This is a genomic window from Nocardioides sp. 1609 (assembly GCF_004522105.1).
Taxonomy (GTDB): domain Bacteria; phylum Actinomycetota; class Actinomycetes; order Propionibacteriales; family Nocardioidaceae; genus Nocardioides.
Map to the genome: position 1 here is coordinate 752,366 of NZ_SPUJ01000001.1, position 17,034 is coordinate 769,399.

At 64.0% G+C, this 17,034-nt stretch carries 11 protein-coding genes; 4 read left to right on the forward strand and 7 right to left on the reverse strand.

Features of this window, described 5'->3' with window-relative positions:
- Positions 1-537 precede the first annotated feature (537 nt).
- From E4623_RS03475 to E4623_RS03485, 3 genes are all read right to left on the reverse strand, one after another.
- Positions 538-1,677, reverse strand: a complete 1,140-nt coding sequence (locus tag E4623_RS03475; RefSeq protein ID WP_134765086.1) for a hypothetical protein — start codon at positions 1,675-1,677, stop codon at positions 538-540.
- A gap of 835 nt (positions 1,678-2,512) precedes the next feature.
- Complete coding sequence (locus tag E4623_RS03480; protein WP_167736449.1) at positions 2,513-2,965, reverse strand: leucine zipper domain-containing protein; 453 nt, start codon at positions 2,963-2,965, stop codon at positions 2,513-2,515.
- Between the two features lie 105 nt (positions 2,966-3,070).
- Positions 3,071-3,358, reverse strand: coding sequence for a hypothetical protein (locus E4623_RS03485; protein WP_134765088.1), 288 nt, complete (start codon positions 3,356-3,358; stop codon positions 3,071-3,073).
- Between the two features lie 517 nt (positions 3,359-3,875).
- On the opposite strand from E4623_RS03485, the gene E4623_RS03490 reads away from it, so the two are divergent.
- On the forward strand, positions 3,876-4,460 hold the full coding sequence (locus E4623_RS03490; RefSeq protein WP_134765089.1) for a hypothetical protein: 585 nt from the start codon (positions 3,876-3,878) through the stop codon (positions 4,458-4,460).
- A gap of 106 nt (positions 4,461-4,566) precedes the next feature.
- Here the strand turns inward: E4623_RS03490 and E4623_RS03495 are convergent, their stop codons facing one another.
- A complete protein-coding gene (locus tag E4623_RS03495; protein WP_134765090.1) occupies positions 4,567-5,298 on the reverse strand; it encodes a hypothetical protein in 732 nt (243 codons plus the stop codon).
- Positions 5,299-6,323: 1,025 nt separating this feature from the next.
- On the opposite strand from E4623_RS03495, the gene E4623_RS03500 reads away from it, so the two are divergent.
- On the forward strand, positions 6,324-6,887 hold the full coding sequence (locus tag E4623_RS03500) for a hypothetical protein (protein ID WP_134765091.1): 564 nt from the start codon (positions 6,324-6,326) through the stop codon (positions 6,885-6,887).
- A gap of 912 nt (positions 6,888-7,799) precedes the next feature.
- Complete coding sequence (locus tag E4623_RS03505; protein WP_167736450.1) at positions 7,800-10,058, forward strand: tetratricopeptide repeat protein; 2,259 nt, start codon at positions 7,800-7,802, stop codon at positions 10,056-10,058.
- A 28-nt stretch (positions 10,059-10,086) separates the two neighbouring features.
- Here E4623_RS03505 and E4623_RS03510 read toward each other — a convergent pair whose 3' ends face one another.
- From E4623_RS03510 to E4623_RS03520, 3 genes are read right to left on the reverse strand one after another with little or no spacing between them, the layout of a single operon-like run.
- Positions 10,087-10,704, reverse strand: a complete 618-nt coding sequence (locus E4623_RS03510; RefSeq protein ID WP_134765093.1) for a hypothetical protein — start codon at positions 10,702-10,704, stop codon at positions 10,087-10,089.
- Complete coding sequence (locus tag E4623_RS03515) at positions 10,674-11,030, reverse strand: hypothetical protein (RefSeq protein WP_134765094.1); 357 nt, start codon at positions 11,028-11,030, stop codon at positions 10,674-10,676. The genes E4623_RS03510 and E4623_RS03515 overlap by 31 nt, the downstream gene beginning before the upstream one ends.
- Before the next feature lie 46 nt (positions 11,031-11,076).
- Positions 11,077-12,456: a CHAT domain-containing protein gene (locus E4623_RS03520; protein ID WP_134765095.1), complete on the reverse strand. Its 1,380-nt coding sequence runs from the start codon at positions 12,454-12,456 to the stop codon at positions 11,077-11,079.
- 287 nt (positions 12,457-12,743) lie between these two features.
- Here E4623_RS03520 and E4623_RS03525 point away from each other — a divergent pair, with 287 nt between their 5' ends.
- On the forward strand, positions 12,744-16,862 hold the full coding sequence (locus tag E4623_RS03525; protein WP_134765096.1) for a hypothetical protein: 4,119 nt from the start codon (positions 12,744-12,746) through the stop codon (positions 16,860-16,862).
- Positions 16,863-17,034 lie beyond the last annotated feature (172 nt).

The following is a 17,034-nucleotide window of genomic DNA, read 5'->3' on the forward strand; positions in this document are numbered from 1 at the left end:
CAGCGTAGGCGATGACACCGCGCACGCCGACCCAGCTCGGGACGCGCTCAGATCAGGCCTGCCTGAGGCGCTACGTGCCCGGCGACCTGAGGCGGCGCTCGTCTTCTGCGGGACCAATATCACGAGCCGTGTTGTCTACCTACTGCGAGCGGCAACGACGACGACTCACCGAGTTCGTGGCAGCGCGCTAGGCATCGCTCGTACGGGCAGCGATGCTGCTCGGTTGTTCATACTCGGACGCAGAGGGTGTCACTCAGTCGTCACTGGTCAAGACACGGAGACACTGGGGACGGGTGCGTTCGGCCGCGATCCAGACACGTTCGTCCGCCAGTCCACACCCCGTATTCCATAGGTCGACTGCGCGGACTGACAATAGACCTATGCGTCTTAGATGCCCGAGCTAATCCAGAGCGGCGCAACTTCCGCGCTCCCGCGCTCGACCTTGCATCTATCCACAGAGATCGCAACTTTGTTCAGCCGTCCAAAGCAGTGCAACTCCGTTCGTGCGGAGGACTCGATCCGCAGAACCCGTCGCAACTACGCGATAGGAACGACGATACGTTCGAGGTCGTCGTGCCGATTCGACGCGACTCGCAACTCTCTACGCACGGCGCGGAGAACGCTGCGCGGCACCCCGGCCCACGGCCCACGACCAGACATAGCAAAAGCAACGAAGAAAAAACCACCGATGGTTGCTGGGACCACGGTGACCGCAAGAACCAGAACAGCGTCGGAAGCGCTTTCCGAGCCAGTCCCGTAGATTAACGACCAGATAATCGGTCCCAAGGGCACTGCCCACCACCGTAGCCACGCGGAACGACGGGATTCCAATCTTGCTCGAGTCCACCGATATAGCCCGTAATACCAAGGGTAGATGCAAGATATTGAGATTATCCATACGATTGCTGCAACTAACAACAACTGCAACCACTCTGAGGTGCTGGCCACATTCCAGCCTCCATCCAATGCGATCTTCAGCATCACTCCAGACATGCACACCGCATACACGCCTCCCATCGATAGGACCACTCGCAAGATATCGCCCGTCTCGTCTGAACGACGCCGTCCCGAATGAAACACGGCTCGCGAATGACGCGACCTCAGCTCTGAGGCGATCGAACGCAGTTCCGCCATCTCCGCCGCGCCCATGCCACCGTGGTACCTGTCATACCTTCGCTGAACTGAAATTGCCGCGATCGCACTCGCAGAGGATGCCATCAGCAGCATCACAATCCCGCCAGCACGATCGCTCGACGCAAGTTGCGTTGTTGCAACCCCTATTGCCGCGCCTGCAACAATCGCATTAATGACGGTCGTGAAACCGCCCCACTGCACCAACGCAACGCGATCGACCAAAGACCGCTCTTGCGTGACCCTCGGTGCAACCATCAGCGTTACCGAGAGTGCACCAACTAGTGCGACTAGGCCGGTGACCGCTGTCATTGCGGACCCCTCCTCCAATCGGCCTGACCAGTCGATGTGTCTAAGAGCTACTTCCGGCGAATTCGTAGTCAGAGCCACTTTGTCGGGCCCCGCAACGAGAACGATAGTCACACAGGTAATCAAAGCAGCAAAGACAACTATCTTTAGTTGACGAACCACAGACCGCCGCCATTCGGCCCGTGCTGACCGGATGGCTTCCAAACTGGGTCCGACGCCCACGCGCTGGTTGCTCATGAGTTCAGTTTGTACTGGCTCAGCCAGTCGCGGGGCACAGTTTTACGGACTCAAAGCGCAAGCCGACCTGCGATCGCCCTCGGCGCGCCGGATTCCGACGAAGTCTGCACTGCCTCGGGCATCTCCCTCTAGCGAACCGCCCGACCCTGCCGCGTCCAGTACGCGCTCGAGGCGCGTCGCCCCGTGTGCCAGCGTCCGACCACCGGCGGAGACGGTGGGCCAGTCTGGGGCCAACTCCAGCGCTGCAGTACTGAATCGCCAAGTGACGGACTGGTGCTCCGATCCGGTTCGGGAGTTGTGGGGCCCAATGCCGACCGACCTGGCTGGACCAGAAGTAGCCATGCTGCAAGTCCATGAAGACGAGGTCCGGACTAGGTCGTTCGAGGTGTAGCGTCCCGGTGAAGGCATCTTCGCCGGGGGCCGCTTTGGTGAGGAAGAACTGGCGGTAGGCCCATTCGACTTGCAGGGTCCGGCTGAACGTCTCGACCTCGCCGTTCTGCCAGGGGCAGTCGGGCTCGATGAGCCTGTGCTTGCGCCGAACATAGCGAGGGCCTCGCCGACGTCGTGGGACTTGCCGTAGGAGAAGCGGTGTCGGTCATGACCTGCTCGATAGGGCTGATGCCGTGGCGGGCACAGTATTCCGCGGCACGCAGGATGCACCCCGCACAGATCGGCCCTCTCTCGGCGGGGAGAATCTTGGAGTAGGCGAGTCGGGAGAGGTCATCAACCATCGAGTGCACGTAGTCGTAGCCGATCCGGGCCTTCTTCTTCGCGCTCGTTGATCCCATCTGGCGACCGTGGGCCTCCAGCCACCGCCGTCAGGGATCTTGCACACCTACTTCACATCGACGTGGGTCAGCTCGCCCGGACGGTCACGTTCGTAGCGCACCGCGATGGTCTTCGAGGTTCGAATCACCTCACCGGTCGGCGCGTCGCACTCGGGAAGGTACGGCACGCCGTGACGGCGCGGAACCCGTGAGACCGTCCGGGCCGCAACACCGAGCTCGGGACCGATCCAGTCCTGGCCCCGGCGTTGCTGACGACGCGTAGTCGCGGTCGCTTCTTCGACCTCAATCGGGGTGTGGTTGGGGCAGTGATGAGGACGCGACGAGCGGTCCTGGAGGCCGGCTTCGCCCTCGTCCAGGAACCGTTCGGCCCCAGCGGTGGGCGAATGGCGCGAGATCCCCTGCGCCTTGGAGTCGTGGGCGACAGCCCAGCCCTGCTGGCAGACGCGTTCGACGAGCAGTTGCCGGCCGCGAACGTTCAGCCGGGCACTACTCTGGGACACGAAGACCTCGGGACGGTAGGTACCTAGACAGCACCCACCGCACCCGGAGATCTTTGCTACGTCAACAACCGGCCCGGAGTGTCACCAACCTCCTGGCCGAGATACCTAGGGCGCGAGGCGCGCGAGCCCAGTCTTGGCCCGGTCAAGGACGTTGTCAGCTCCGATCCACTCCCTCTGGGCGGTGTCATTCGTCTTGCCGTCACTGAAGTCGCAGGCGTACTCATCGATGCAGTCACCCAAGAGACCGAGGACATCAAGGTGGATATTGATGGCCAACTCGAGCGGCACCGCCACCTTCAGCAGGCAGGAACGATCCAAGTCTGGCCCGTCGAACACACCGTCGTAGGCGACCTGCGCGTCCCCGAGGTAGTCGCCGTACTCGGAGTAGTGCATTCCGATGTTGAGTCGCGACGAGATCTGCTGAAGCGCGTCGATTTGGGGTTGGGTAAACGAGGAACACGACTTGTAGGTCGCCTCTGCCCGGGCGAGCGTCTCTTCTCCGCGTCTGCCTCGATCTTTGCCTGCTTGGCGGCCTCAGCCTCTTCCTCGGCCTCGAGTGCAGCCGCCTCGCTCACTGAAACCTCGTCGGGAGATGGCCCCTTGGACTCGCTGGAGTCTCCGCAACCACTAAATGTCAGTGTGAGGGCAGAACGGCTACCGAGATGAGCGTGCGCATGAGACGGCATCCCGCCCCAGCGGACGGTGTCGCGCTGGGCGTTCAGCCGAAGGACGGTGCACGCGCGGCGGGCCCCCCACCACCGCGCGATCGCCCCAACCAGACCGGGCTCATCGCGCTCGGCCGCGCCCACCTGGGACGACTGACTGCACCAAGAGAATGACCGCTCGTGGGTAGTCGCGCAGTCTCGCGACAGCTGGCCCCGGCGTGCTTGCATCCCGATACCCTGGGCTGGTGGACGTCGAGGGGGCCGCACATCAGCTATTGAGCCTGTGCGACGACATCTGGCGGTCGTGGACGAGACACGAACTCAACGACGGGCTACGCGACGAGCTTGTTGAGCGCGCTGATGCGCTCCCCCGCAGCAAAGCCCTCGACTATGCCTGTGACGTCGCTGTGTTCCGCACGGTCTTTCTGGCGACCTACGACACCGCAGTCGAGGACTCGTTGCGTGAGGCTGCCGATCTCGACGAAGCCGTCCCGGGTGTTGGCGCTCTGTACTTGGAGGCGAGCATCGACGGCAGTGCCGCGGTCAACGCTTGGGAGGACCTCGTGGACTACGGGGTCAGCGATTCAGAGGACGTGGTTCGCCGAACCTTTCGTCAACGCTGGGTCGCCGCCGCCGAGACCCGACCGGAGTGGCCGTCATACACGGCGGCGGCCGTTGCCCTGTTGGCTTCGCCGCAGTGCGACGCCCTCCTCCACGGCATCGAACCGCCTGAAACGATCATCCAATTTTGGCTTCGCGGAGGGGCCATCGCTGCGGCGGGCTCACCCGACCCTGGCTGGCGTTTGACCCATCCACCGTCTTCCGAATAGACCGGCGAGCACCTCGACCGTCGTAGAGAGTCAGGGACAAGATCCTGGGTCTTTACCGGCGGACTTTCGACCCACCGAGAGCCCTGGAAGGTCGCCGACTCAGAGATTAGTCCCCGCTGGACTTCGGTTTTGTGCTCGGAGCCGAGGTAGCGAAGAACTCTCGATGTATGTCTGCTACGTGGCTCATCGAGCCTGCCGCTGAGCCACACAGCGCACGAGACTGGTTCCTGATCTTGGCGCTCCGACACGTGATGTGTCCGCGGCAGGCGGCGCCGTCAGGGGAAAGGCACGGGGGTTGTTCCTGAGCGAGTTGGGCGCCTGCTTCGCGGAGCGTTTCGCTGAACTCGCCTAGGTAGTAGCCGACCAGGAACAGTTGGTCGAGTGTACGAGTAGAGATCGCGGCTTCGGCCTCCTCGTAGCTCATCTCGTACGCGTCTAGAACCCGTGCGTCCTCGTCCGCGCCGACATTGTGCGCCCACACGTCGTTGTTGGCGATCAGTTCCGCCAGCCGGAACGCAGGGCCTGAATCGATGGTCGCAGGATGGGACGGGAGCCCTCCTACAACATGAAGGCGCCCACGCCCGTGACGGACCAGCTCAAGGAGCTTGTCGTCATCGACATCGTTGTCAGCCAACGTCAAGACGAGCTCACAAGCAATGTCGACCACCGCACCCAACGTGCGCCGGAGGTCGGACGCGTCCATCTCGTCGCACACCAGCTCGAGGGCCGTCAGGTAGCCGGTGTGTTCGCGTTCGCTCATGTTGCCGACGATGTTGTCGGCGTGGGCTTCCATGATCCATTGCGCGGCTTGGTGCGGTGTCGTCTGGGTTGGTCTCATGACGGGCCTCCGGGGTCAGGTGACGGATGTGTCACTCGTATGCCATCGGCAGAGTTCGGGGCGGGACGCCCATCTGGGCTCTGCTGGTTCGTGACCCAGGCGACGTAGTCCGGGCTGCCGACGCCTCAGATGTCGAAAGCGCGACGGCGAACTTCGCCCGGCGGTTGAGGCCGACTGGCCGACTGTCGAGCGTGCGTCCTACCTGGCCGTGCGCCCGAAGTAACGACTTGAGAGTCGAGTCGGCGCGTAGTCCGTCCAAGACATCGTCTGATAGCACCGCTCGACTCGGAACCAAGTAGGCCGACACTCCGCCGGCTAACAAATCGCTGCTTCGCCCACCCTATTAGCCTCGCGTAGATCGCTACACCAGACGAGGAGCGACTCGTCGTCGCTGACTAGCAGCACGCATCGCGGCTGAGGGTGCAGTGTGGAACTGTCGGGGGGGGTTGAAGTCATGCCGAAGGTATCGGCAGGCCAGACCGGTGACGTGCGGCGCGCGCGACCCGACAGCGACGTCGCCCACGAGATGACATAACTGGCCGATGCCGCGTTCACATCACGGACTTCACGTCGTGTGGTAACCAGGGTTCTTTCGCTTGGCACGATCATCTTCAGTGTTAGAGGCGGCGGGCAGGAAGACATGTGTTACCCAGTGAAGGTCGCCGAGCCTGTAGTAGGAATGCTAGATGTCTTCGACTCGGAACTGCCGCGCATCAATCCCGGGGTCGGAGCCGACGTCACGTCAGGTTCGCCACTTGCCCCGGTGCTTGCGTGCGACGCGTTGGCGGTCCGGGCGCGGGGCCGGTTCGCGCCGCGGCGACCGCTCATGGCTTAAGGCGACGCGGAACGGCAGGACCAAGACGATTCGCTGACAGAACGGGGTCGGCTGATGTTGACTTCTGGCATACGTATGCAGCAGGTCGGTTGCCGCTCCGTCGACGGAGAGCACCCTCGATACGTGGTCGCACGCACGAACTGATGTGACCCATTCAGACCTGACCTGAGGCGCCATCAAGCGAGGGTTCATGAAGCTGTTCATCGTGCGCGCAGTCGTACCACTTATCGTCCTTGGCACAATCACCTTCTACGTGTTTTTCGCGCACGCCATGTTCGCGCCCTCGTCCGGCACAACCGAGCACCGGCCTGATCCGACTGTGTCCGCCTGGCCAGACGTCACCGCGTCCTACGACAACGCCATCGCGACCCAGATGTTCGTCACCGTTGAGAAAGACGACGAAGCAGCGACTGGACCGCTGCGGGATACTCAACTCTACATATCGATCCACTTCAGCTTTCTTATACCGTCCGGGGAGACCAAACAGAATCTCGGGTGGTCAGTGAGAATCCCTCCACAAGCAACTGCGATACGAACCCTGGATGAAGAGACCGTAGGACGGGTTGCGACCGGCGGCGGTGCCGAGCTCAAAGCCAACGGACCTTGGCGTGATGTCGAGGGAGCCTCTACCGTCTCCATCGACCCCACCGTGCTCTCTGCGGCGACGACAGAAACCGGGGACAAACTTCCTCATGCTGTAGGACTGTTCTTCCTAGAGGTCCGAGTGAGTTCATTGTCCGTAGCCGAGATATAAGCATCCGGCACCGAAGCTCTCCTCAACCACTTGCGTTGGGCGAAACCCGAGAGACCCTGGGGCGATCTCCGCACGTTCGTCGACGAACCAGCAAACATCTTCGACGCTGAGCTCCTGCGCGACCCGCAAGCGAGTGGGCCCGCCATCGAGGGCGGTTTCTACCAGTTGTCGGTCTGCTCTTCGTGTGGCGTCATCGACACCTACGGGGTCGACGAATACGACCCCGGATCTTCCGCCCAAGTCGCAGCGGTCACCGAGACCAAGATGACGAGCTGGACGTCGGCCAACCGGCCGTGGACCTGGATCTTCAGTCAAACCGCAAACGTCACAGCATGGACCGTCGGGCTCGTAGCAGCCGGACTTGTAGCGTTCTCTGCACGATGGTTTAGGGAGTTCGGACGCCCACAATCCACAGGTCGGCGAGCTGCTAGACGGTCCAACTGACAACCAAGTACCAACTCGCGGCCCGTCGTTGCGTCACAGACTAGGCTCCTCCAGCACGGTGTCTTGTCCTGCGAGCCTGAAACAGCACCCGGTTCAGCATCACGCGGTCGCAGCGACAGCCATGGCAGTCCGGGAGACATGAACGTTCGTCGAGGCAAGGATGCCACCCGCGACCACCTGACGAACGACCCAGCAAGGCACCGAACCCCCAACCCGGCGACGCAACAGGCGACGCCCCGAGTACCCGCGGGCGGGTTTGATCTCAGCGCGGACGACGCAGCAGACCGGAAGCCAGACACCCCGCGACACAGACATCGGTGACGCCATGCGGGACAATCAGGTGCATATTCTCACCCCCCAGGACGTGACGTGGCTGCGAACGACAGTGAATCCGCGGAGCCATCGGCGCCCCTCACGGAGGCGTTCTTAAGGCATGCAGAAACCCTCGTCCGCGCCCTAGCCGAGAGGGTGGACGGACGCGACGAACGAGCCATTCTCAGCCCAGAGGTTGACGCCGCCCTCCGAAGCCTGGAAACCCATCTGGACGGCCGCGAGTCCGCAGCCTCAGAAGACCTGTCGGCGCTCCTCGCGCGAACGCATCTCGAACGACTACGCCTGCTACCCGAAGGGCGCAACCACGCTGAAGTCGAGCCATGCCTCAAGTGGTTCGCGCGCGTCCGTCGCACGAACCCATCCCGCGTGCCCGACTCCATCCGCGCGACGCTCGACGACTCCCCCTTCCACGAAGGGTGGGAGGAGTTCGGCGACCCAGAATGGCTCAGCAGCGACGAACTCGACGACCGCACCAACCGCCTCGAGGTCTTGTTCCATCAAGCCAGCACAGACCCCAACCCTGAGGGCCCCGAGATTGACCCGGCGACGGCCAGGACAAGCCAACCAGACCCGGTTCGCGCCGTCCGGTACGCATCGAATCTCGCCGCCCACCTCACAACCCGCTACGAGCAACGCGAACACAGGCCCGACCTCGACCGGGCTATCGGTTTGGGCCGCTGGATCGTGGCCTCACCCGAAACGACAGGCCTCGTGCGTGAAGCCGCCACTACCAATCTGGCCAACGCGTTGATCAACCTTGCCGAGGCGACATCTGACGTTGCAGCCCTCGACGAGGCTGTCGACCTGTTCGCCACCCTCTCAAGCGAACGCGGCAACGCAGCCGACTTCGCGAACTTGGCGGTCGCGTACCTGGCCAGGTTCGAAGCAGGTGCTCGCGGCGCCGATCTCGACCACGCAGTCGATTCTGCTCGTGCAGCAGTCAGGCGGACGCCTCCTGAGGACCCGTCGTCCGCTGCGCGCCTGTCGAACCTGGGGGCAGCCCTTCGTGCTGCATTCGATTGGTACGCAGACGAGGACCTCCTCGACGAGGCGGTCGAGGTCGGCCGGGAGGCAGTTCGACAAACCAGACCCGAAGACCTGGACGTGGCCCGGCGACTCACCAACCTTGCCACCTCTCTGACCACACGTTTCGAACGTCGACGCCGCCGCGAAGACATCGACGAGTCGATCGACCTGGGGCGGCGCGCTGCCACCGCGGGGCCGGCCACAGGGCACGCTGCCCGAGTCGCCAACCTCGCCTCAGCACTGCACCTCCGAGGAAGCGTCTACGGCAGGATCGAAGACCTCCAGGAGGCCCTCGCTTTGGCGCGCGCAACGGCACAATCGTTGCCGAACCAGCACGCGGATCGCGTAGACCTACTAGTCAACGCCGCCGGCACGGCCATGTCGTGGTTCGACTGGACCGGCGATCGTGCCGCAGTGCTCGCATCGGTCGAACTCGGTGAGGCCGCGGCCGCGGCGGCGCCAGACAACCCGCGCGGCGCCACAGTGCATTCCAACTTGTCCATGCACCTGTTGACCGCGTTCGAAGCAACCGAAGAGATCGACCAGTTGCACAACGCCTACAAGCACGCTCAGCTCGGTGTTGAACGAGCAGGCGAACAGGTCGGGCCGATTGCCCTGTCGAACCTCTCGCTTGCTGCGCGGATGCTGTTCGAACAGCTCGGCTCCGCGGTCCATCTCCAGGTTGCACTGCAGGCTGCCGAAGAAGCAATCGCGTTGTGTCCGCACGACCATCCCGACCGCAGCGCCTACCTGAGCAACCTCGGTCTGTGCCAGTTCCGCGCAGGCCTCTTCGACGAAGCCGTAGACAGCACGGTGCAGGCCTACGAGATCACCGACCCATGCAACGCGACCCACGCCGCATACGCTGCCAACGCAGCGCGAATGCTCAGCGAGCACCCCGAGAACGACCGAGCCGGGCGAGCGCACACGCTGTGGCGGGAGGTCGCAGCCAGCCTCGCTGCGCCCACGCCGCTTCGAATCGAAGGTCTTGTCGAGACAGCACGCGCGTCGGTTAAGACACCGCTCGAGGCCGCTCAGCTGTACCGTCAAGCCCTCGCGCTGCTTCCTGCTGCCGCTTGGCACGGTATCGACCCTCAAAGTCGCACCCGCCGCCTCTCCCCCTGGCAAGGGCTGGCCCGAGACGCAGCGGCAGTCGTCCTCGAAGTCGACGGGCCGCGCGCTGCTCTTCCGCTGCTCGACGGAAGCCTGTCCCAGCTGTGGTCTCGAGATGTGCCGGCAGCCACCGAGATCGACGCTCTGCGGCACGCCCACCCCGACCTCGCGGACCGCTTCGACCTGCTGCGTCATGCCCGCACAGCACCAACGTCACACCACCGCCCGGCGAGATCGAACCCTCCCCCGGACTAGAGGTAGCCGACCGTCATAACGGCAACAGTTAGTCGGGACAGGAGTCGACGGCTTCGATCCGGTCGACGTCGCTCAGGTCAATGTTGACCGGTTGTCCGTCGACCTTGAGCTTCAGCACGCCGCTGCTGGTGGTCTGAGGGACGCCACACCAATCAATGTCCTTGCCGGTCACTTTGATCCGCGGGCCGTCAGCATCTGGGCCGTACCAAGTAGCCCCGACGGCAACCAGGAGGAGAACAAACGCGGCGACGGCGAACCCGAGCCCAGTCTTGAGTGCCGTCATGGTTGAGACGGCTTCGGCGTGGTCGGTGACGTCTTTCAAGGGTTCCAACGGGCCGTAGGAAGCACGAAAGAGGCTGTAGGCCGCAACCGTTGCCAGCGCTGCGGCCAGCACGAGCGCCACACCGACCGCTCCTGCCCACTTCGGGTCTACTTCAGTGAGGTCGTCACGTCCCTTGATCAGGCTGAACGCAAGAGCCGCAACCAAGAGCGCCCCGATTCCCTTCGACCAGTTGGCGGCCCGCTCGCGGGTCACAATCAACTCGTGGGACTGCCGGTCGGCGCGAGCCCGCGCCGCTTCTTGAATCTCAATCGCCGTAGGAGGCGTTTCCGCGGTCACCGTGGCACCAACCAGGTAGCGCCGCACCCCGTTGTCCCCTCGGGGCTCTTCGGATGCATCGATCCGCACCCGCAGGCCATCGGCACGACGGCCTTGAAACGGTCCGGCACCTCATCTTCGGACGCCACGGTGATCATGGTGTCTCGGTCGCCGAGTGGGTCGTCTACCGCGATCGCACGGTACGTTCCGCCTGGGTACTCGACCGCGGCGACCGCCTCGCGGCACACAGGGCACTTGACTCGGTAGATGACTTCGTCTTTTCTTCGGTCTACGACGAGGGTGCGCGTGGCCTCAGCGTTGATTTCGCTGCTCGTCTGCAACAGGTACCGAGCGTCTAGGTCGTGATCCGGCATGTCGTCATTCTCGCTCTCGGATGCTTCTTGGGTGTCGGGTTGTTGTTTAAGGCCCAATATGGATGAGAGACGCCCACGAGTGCAGGTCTGCTCCCTGCGCGCGCAGACGGTCAACGGCGTCGGCGAGCGCACGTGCTGCCTCGGAGGGGTCGAAGCGCCCGTCGTCGCCGACGAGTCGGTTGTACAAGTCGACGAACGCGTCTTGAGCGACCGATTCCGACAAGTTCCACAGGGTCCCTATGACGTGACGGAAACCAGCGTCATGCAACGCCGCGGAAAGTGTGATGGCCTCGTCGAGAAGTTCGGTCCCACCTACTGCGGTCTTGCAGGCCGCCAGCCCGGCGAATTCGCCGGCCACCCGCATCGTCGACACGTCGAACACGCGCAGGACGCCGTCACTCATTTGGACGCCACCCTGCGCGGGGTCGGTTAGGGACTGATCGCCGTGGCAGTCGAAGTGCACGAAGTCGCAGGCCGGGAGCAGCTGACGCAGTTCTGCGAGTTCGGAGCACGTGACGACGTCAGTTTCCGCGAGACCTCTGAGAGGTCCGTCGAGAAGCTTCTTGGACGAGAGGAAGGTGGAGGCCACGAGGAACCGCAGACGTTGGGCAACATCGGCGTCGCTGTCAGGCTGCGTACCCGATCCGTGCTTCAAGCCCTCATTCCTCGCCCGCGCTGCAAGTAGGGAACGGACAGTGGGAGTCACTGAGGACACGACCCGATCGTGCAACCAGTGCTGTCCGCGACCCGCAGCATGAAGCGGCAAGAACGCGAGCGGGCCGGTCGGACACCACCAGACTCTCGGCCGCTGGTCCTTCGGTCCCGGTGATGGCGTCGGCAGGTGCGCCTCGAGGGGCTCGACCACTACGTCCCACAACCACCCGACGAGCTCACTTAACTGCGCGTCAAGGCGCGTCTTGGCGTCGCGACGCGCCTGACCGAGTTCCTGGCGACGCACCAGGTAGGGAGCGTCGAGGCGGCCGTCGGAGAGCCCGGTCGAGTGTTGGTCGAACTCTGCAACGGCTTCGTCGAACGTGGCGAGCGAAGCCAGGTGCACACGCAGCCGCCCGTCTGCCTCCGCAAGGTTCAAGCCGCGCAGCGGGACCGCCTGGACGCCGTCACTGGTGACGACCATGGCATCGCAGCGCCAGCGGCTGACGTTCACGACGATGACAGGCCCATCCACTGCAGCTTCGAGAAGCTCGTCGATGGATGGGGGGCGCATGAAGTTCTCGAAACCAGGCTTGGTGCGGATCTGGTCGAGCAGTCCGTCCCATTCGCGGGCGAGAGCCAGGAGCCGGTCAGCCGGGTCCATGTCGATTTCGGCAAACCAGCGGGTTCCACCGCCGTCGTGTTGCTGCTCGAGGGGCGACGTACCGGCGGGGTCCGGTGCAGGTGCACCCGACCGGTTCCCATCGCCTGCCACGCGGGAATCTTTGCAGTCGCAGCAACTGGTGCCCAGACCTGACGAGACAACGCCAGCCCCATCAAGCTGTGTTCCTCGGCCCGCTGTCCGGCGAACCAGGAGTTCTGGATCATTGCGCGATGCCGCGAAGCCGCCGACTCGTTAGACGCGACGCTGTAGATCTTGGGCCTGGCGGGGTGTCACACAACCCGTGCCTGGCCCCCTGACAGGGGTACGCCCCGCACCGCGCCGAGCAGCCGCCACGATCACCGCCGAAGTCCAACGCCACTCAACTACATTCGACGCCAATGACACCGAACAGCGGCGAGCCCAGCAACCCTCGCAACGGCGCCCCAACGGGTCTCACTCAGACCCCGAATTTCGTGGCCCGCTGGGTTGCGCCAGCCGGTGCGACAATCCCTCGCACCACCCGCGGGTTCCTCGACCTCGACGCCACCCGCACCTCCCGCTACACCGACGCTCAACCCATCTCCGTCGACGACCTGGTCAACCTTCCCGCCTCCTTCGCAGTTCTCGCCCCTGCAGGGCTGGGCAAGAGCACCTTGCTGCGCGACCTAGCTCACCGCGAGACTGCGGCGGGCGCGAACGGTTCAGACAATCCGTCTGACCCGCGCAGCCGCATCATCGACTTGAGCCTCGAAGACCGCACCACGGTGCGGGCCATCGTCGGCGAGAAACTTCGTTCGGCCCCCGAAGGAGTCCTCTACCTCGACACCCTCGACCAGGCTGTGCAGCGCGACCGCACCTTCGGGCGCGCTCTTGTTGCAGCGCTCAGTACGCCGGAAGCACATGCACGACGCTGGCGAATCGTGTGCCGCCCCGGCGCTTGGAACAACGCCTTGAGCAGCAGCCTGCGTGAGGCACTCACCGACTTCACCGTCTACGAACTCTTGCCGCTTGACCCGTCCGCCTACCTGTCTCTCGCTGCTGCCGCCGCCAACGCCAACAGGTTCGTAGCAGCGACACACGAGGCGGGCCTTGACCGGCTCTGCGCAAACCCGATGCGTGCCGGGCAGCTCATCGACCAGTGGAACGCCGACCAAACGCTCCCAGTCGACCGGGCGGACGCGATGGGTTACACGGTTCGCCGACTCATCTCAGAGCACGACCAGTACCGCGAAGTGTCGGCCCTCGGCACCGAACAACTCATTGTGCTTGCTCAACGGCTCGCCGCAACCACAGTGTTCTGTGGCCTCAGCGGGTACTTCCCCGGCCCGGACCGCACACTTGATGCCCCGAACCGGCCGCCAACCGGCGAGGCCACCCATTCCGGCGCGGCCGTCAGCATCACTGCCCTTCCGTTCGACCCCGAACCCGACCTCGGCCCGGCCCCGGTATCGCCCACCGACCTGGCCGCCGTCATCCACACCGGGCTCTACTCGACCAGCAGCGGCGGCGCACTGGGGGCAGTGCACCAGTCCTACGACGAGTACCTCACCGCTGAGTACCTGAAGCGGCGAGGCGTCACCGGGGAACGACTGGTTGCCCTGTTGGGTGCGGAGGCGAACGGGATGGTCGCCGGTTCAATGGTCGAAGTACTTGGGTGGCTCCTTGCGGTCGACGCAGACGTCCCTCCCCAACTGATCCACGACAACGCTAAGCAACTGCTTCGCACAGAATCGCTCGAGGCAGCCAGCAACACTGCCCGCGGTCAACTCGTTACCGGTCTGTTGGAGGCTGCGGCGTCGGGATGGGTCCTTGAGGGCTGGGGCGTCAACGCTTCCGCCCTGACCCACCCTGGCCTCGCCAACCAGTTGAACGCTGCAGCCCGGTCACCTGCAAACAGGTGGGTCGTGTCGTGGATCTGCCGGATCGCACGTGACTGCCGCGTCGCGGGCACCGCACAGGTACTGCTGCGCTTCGCGTTCGACCCGAAGCTCGACGACAACGTTCGCGCCGAAGCAGTCGATGCTCTGTCGGCAGTCACAGAGCCATCGGAACCAGGCGCCCCAGTCTTCGACCTCCTGCCGTTGCTCGAACTGGAGGCCACCGACGACCCGCACGACGAGATTCACGCCGCCGCGCTGCGAGCACTGGTCGTGCACGGGATGGCTGTCTCCGACATCGTCACCCATCTACGGCCACGCCGCGATACCAACTTCATAGGCAACTACGCAGTCCTCCTTGGCGACCTCGCCTCGCTCATCACGCCAGCCAATGCCCTCGACATGCTCGAAACGATGCTGCCGACACTCGACCTCGACCTCCGTAGCGGCGCGCGCACGTACGCGCGTTTGACCGAAGGACTGGTCAGGCGTGCGTTCCAACCCGACGACGACGTGAGCCTCCGGCGCCTCGGCCGCATCTTCGACGGCAAGTCCGTCGCTGTCGAGGACGTCGCCAACACCACAGAACCCCTGCCGTGGTTGGAGCCAGAACAGGTCGTCGCTCGACGCAAGACGGCGGCTGCTGCGCTGCTGTCAGCGAACGAGGCACCAATTGCGGCCAGACGCGTCGCCCTGGTCAACCCCGGCGACATCGGTTGGCTCCTGGGCTGGCTCCCGACGGTGCCGGAACCCGACCGTGCCGGCGGGCTGTGGATCCTAGGCAATCTTCTCAACAGCACGCCTGATGCTGCGACAGCGGACCTTGTGCTGGCGGTGACCCCTGACCACGTCGCCTACGGCGTCGTGGCCGCGTTTCACGGTTCCCAGCCGTTGAGCTCGCGGCCCGACTGGCACTCGTTCCGGATCGCGACTCCCACGGTGGAGCAGATCGATACAGCACGTGTGCGCATCCATGTAGCCGCGGACGACCCTGCCTCATGGTTCGACGCTTTCATGGCCGTGAGTTGCGACTGGGTCTACGTGCATCAGTTCGAGTGGCGAGACTTCGACCTCACCCGACGGCCAGTGTGGCGGTTCCTAGATGACGAGGACCAAAACCTCTTCCTCACTTCTGGGATGGCGTTCCTCGCCACCCAGGGCCCGTCAGGTGAGAGCCCGCGACGACGAGCTCCGGTGAACCAGACAGCGCTTCACCACGACTGGGCAGTAATCCATTTGCTCGGCACCCTGGTCGAACACCGGCCAGGACGGTTCGGCCAGCTCGCCGACCAGACACTGACGCGCTGGGCCCCAGCGATCGTCGCCTTCCCCAGCACCGACCCCCACAGGGACTTGTGGCTTAAGGATGTCTACGGGCTTGCGCCGTCTGGCGCCAAGGCTGCGATGGAGTCGGCGCTGGCTGACCTAGTCGCCGACACCGACCCTTCATGGCTCACCAGCCACTGGCTGGCCGACCTCAAGTTCGAACCAGTTCTAGCGGCACTGCGAAACGTCGCATCTGATTCGGGCGTCCACATGCCTCGGCGGGACCAGAGCCTGCGACTCATGCGCCGGTACTGGCCGCACGAGGCACTAGCGGTTGCCCGCGACCTCGAATCCCGCGGCCAGGCAGTGCCGAGCGCCCAAGCAATCATCGCGGCAGCCGACCCCGAAGGTACCTACGCCAAGTGGGTTGCCTCGAACACGGTCGGCCCCCTGGAACACCTCCTCGACCTCAACCCAACTGACCTTTCCAACACTGTGCTGACCGGCCTCACACGCCTGCTGTACCAGGCTGACCTCGGCTCCCAGTCCGACATCGACGAGTCCGAATGGTTCTCACGCACCACCCCAGCGACCAACGCCATCCGTCTACGCCAAGACATGCTGCGAGAGATGGCAGGGCGCGGCCTCGTCGCCGAAATCCGAGGACTCAACCAACTGTTAGACCGGGCCGACCGGAACCATGCCAGCTTCCTTCTCCAGAACGCCCGCGCCGTCGAGGCAGTCGAGCGCTGGGCGCCACTCACACCAGACACGCTCATGGGACTCGCCGGACAAACCGATGCGCGGCTCATCCGGGACGCCGCTGGCCTCTCCGTGGTGCTGCTCGAGCAACTGGGCCACCTCCAACACGACCTGCGAACCGGCCAACACCGGTTCCTCTGGAACGGAACCCCCGGCCAACCCGACGCACAACCAAAGAGCGAAGACGACATCTCCGACTGGGTAAGCGACCGCCTCAACGAACGCCTGCGATCTCACGTCGTGGTCGATCGCGAGGTACAAGTCGCGCGACGCAAGCAGACAGGTGTCGGCACTCGCATCGACCTGACCGCAACCTCGGGCGGAACCGCCATTGGTCGCGTGCTCTTCGAAGCGAAGCTCGTCACGAATGACACGTTGCGCACCGCAATCGACGACCAACTCATCAACAGATACCTTGAGCCACTCAAATTGACCGAGGGGATCTACCTTGTCTATTGGATGGATGGGTCGCTGCGAACGAAGCACCGCACAAGAGACCTGGACGCACAGGAACTTCGCACGACACTTCAAGAACTCGCCAACAGGTACGCGCCCGAGCGACACATCGTCGTATTCGTACTAGACATCAGCCCGCCCGAGGCGGCCAAGTAGGCCTCGTCAGGCCCACTTCTTCGCACCGCTGCCTCCGCCCTCGATGACACGCCCAGGTCCTGCGGCGCTGTGCGGGCAGTGCGTCTGCGACGGACTCACCGGCCGCAAGAGACGCTTGCTGGTCTTCAGATTTTGCATGCGAATGCCAACAAACCTTGAGGACATTTCGGGA

Bases quoted from the DNA above. Each gene is read 5' to 3' on its own strand.
- E4623_RS03500 (WP_134765091.1), top strand. From the start codon at position 6,324: ATGAAGCTGTTCATCGTGCGCGCAGTCGTACCACTTATCGTCCTTGGC.
- E4623_RS03485 (WP_134765088.1), bottom strand. From the start codon at position 3,358: ATGCACTACTCCGAGTACGGCGACTACCTCGGGGACGCGCAGGTCGCC.
- E4623_RS03515 (WP_134765094.1), bottom strand. From the start codon at position 11,030: ATGCCGGATCACGACCTAGACGCTCGGTACCTGTTGCAGACGAGCAGC.
- E4623_RS03495 (WP_134765090.1), bottom strand. From the start codon at position 5,298: ATGAGACCAACCCAGACGACACCGCACCAAGCCGCGCAATGGATCATG.
- E4623_RS03525 (WP_134765096.1), top strand. From the start codon at position 12,744: ATGACACCGAACAGCGGCGAGCCCAGCAACCCTCGCAACGGCGCCCCA.
- E4623_RS03475 (WP_134765086.1), bottom strand. From the start codon at position 1,677: ATGAGCAACCAGCGCGTGGGCGTCGGACCCAGTTTGGAAGCCATCCGG.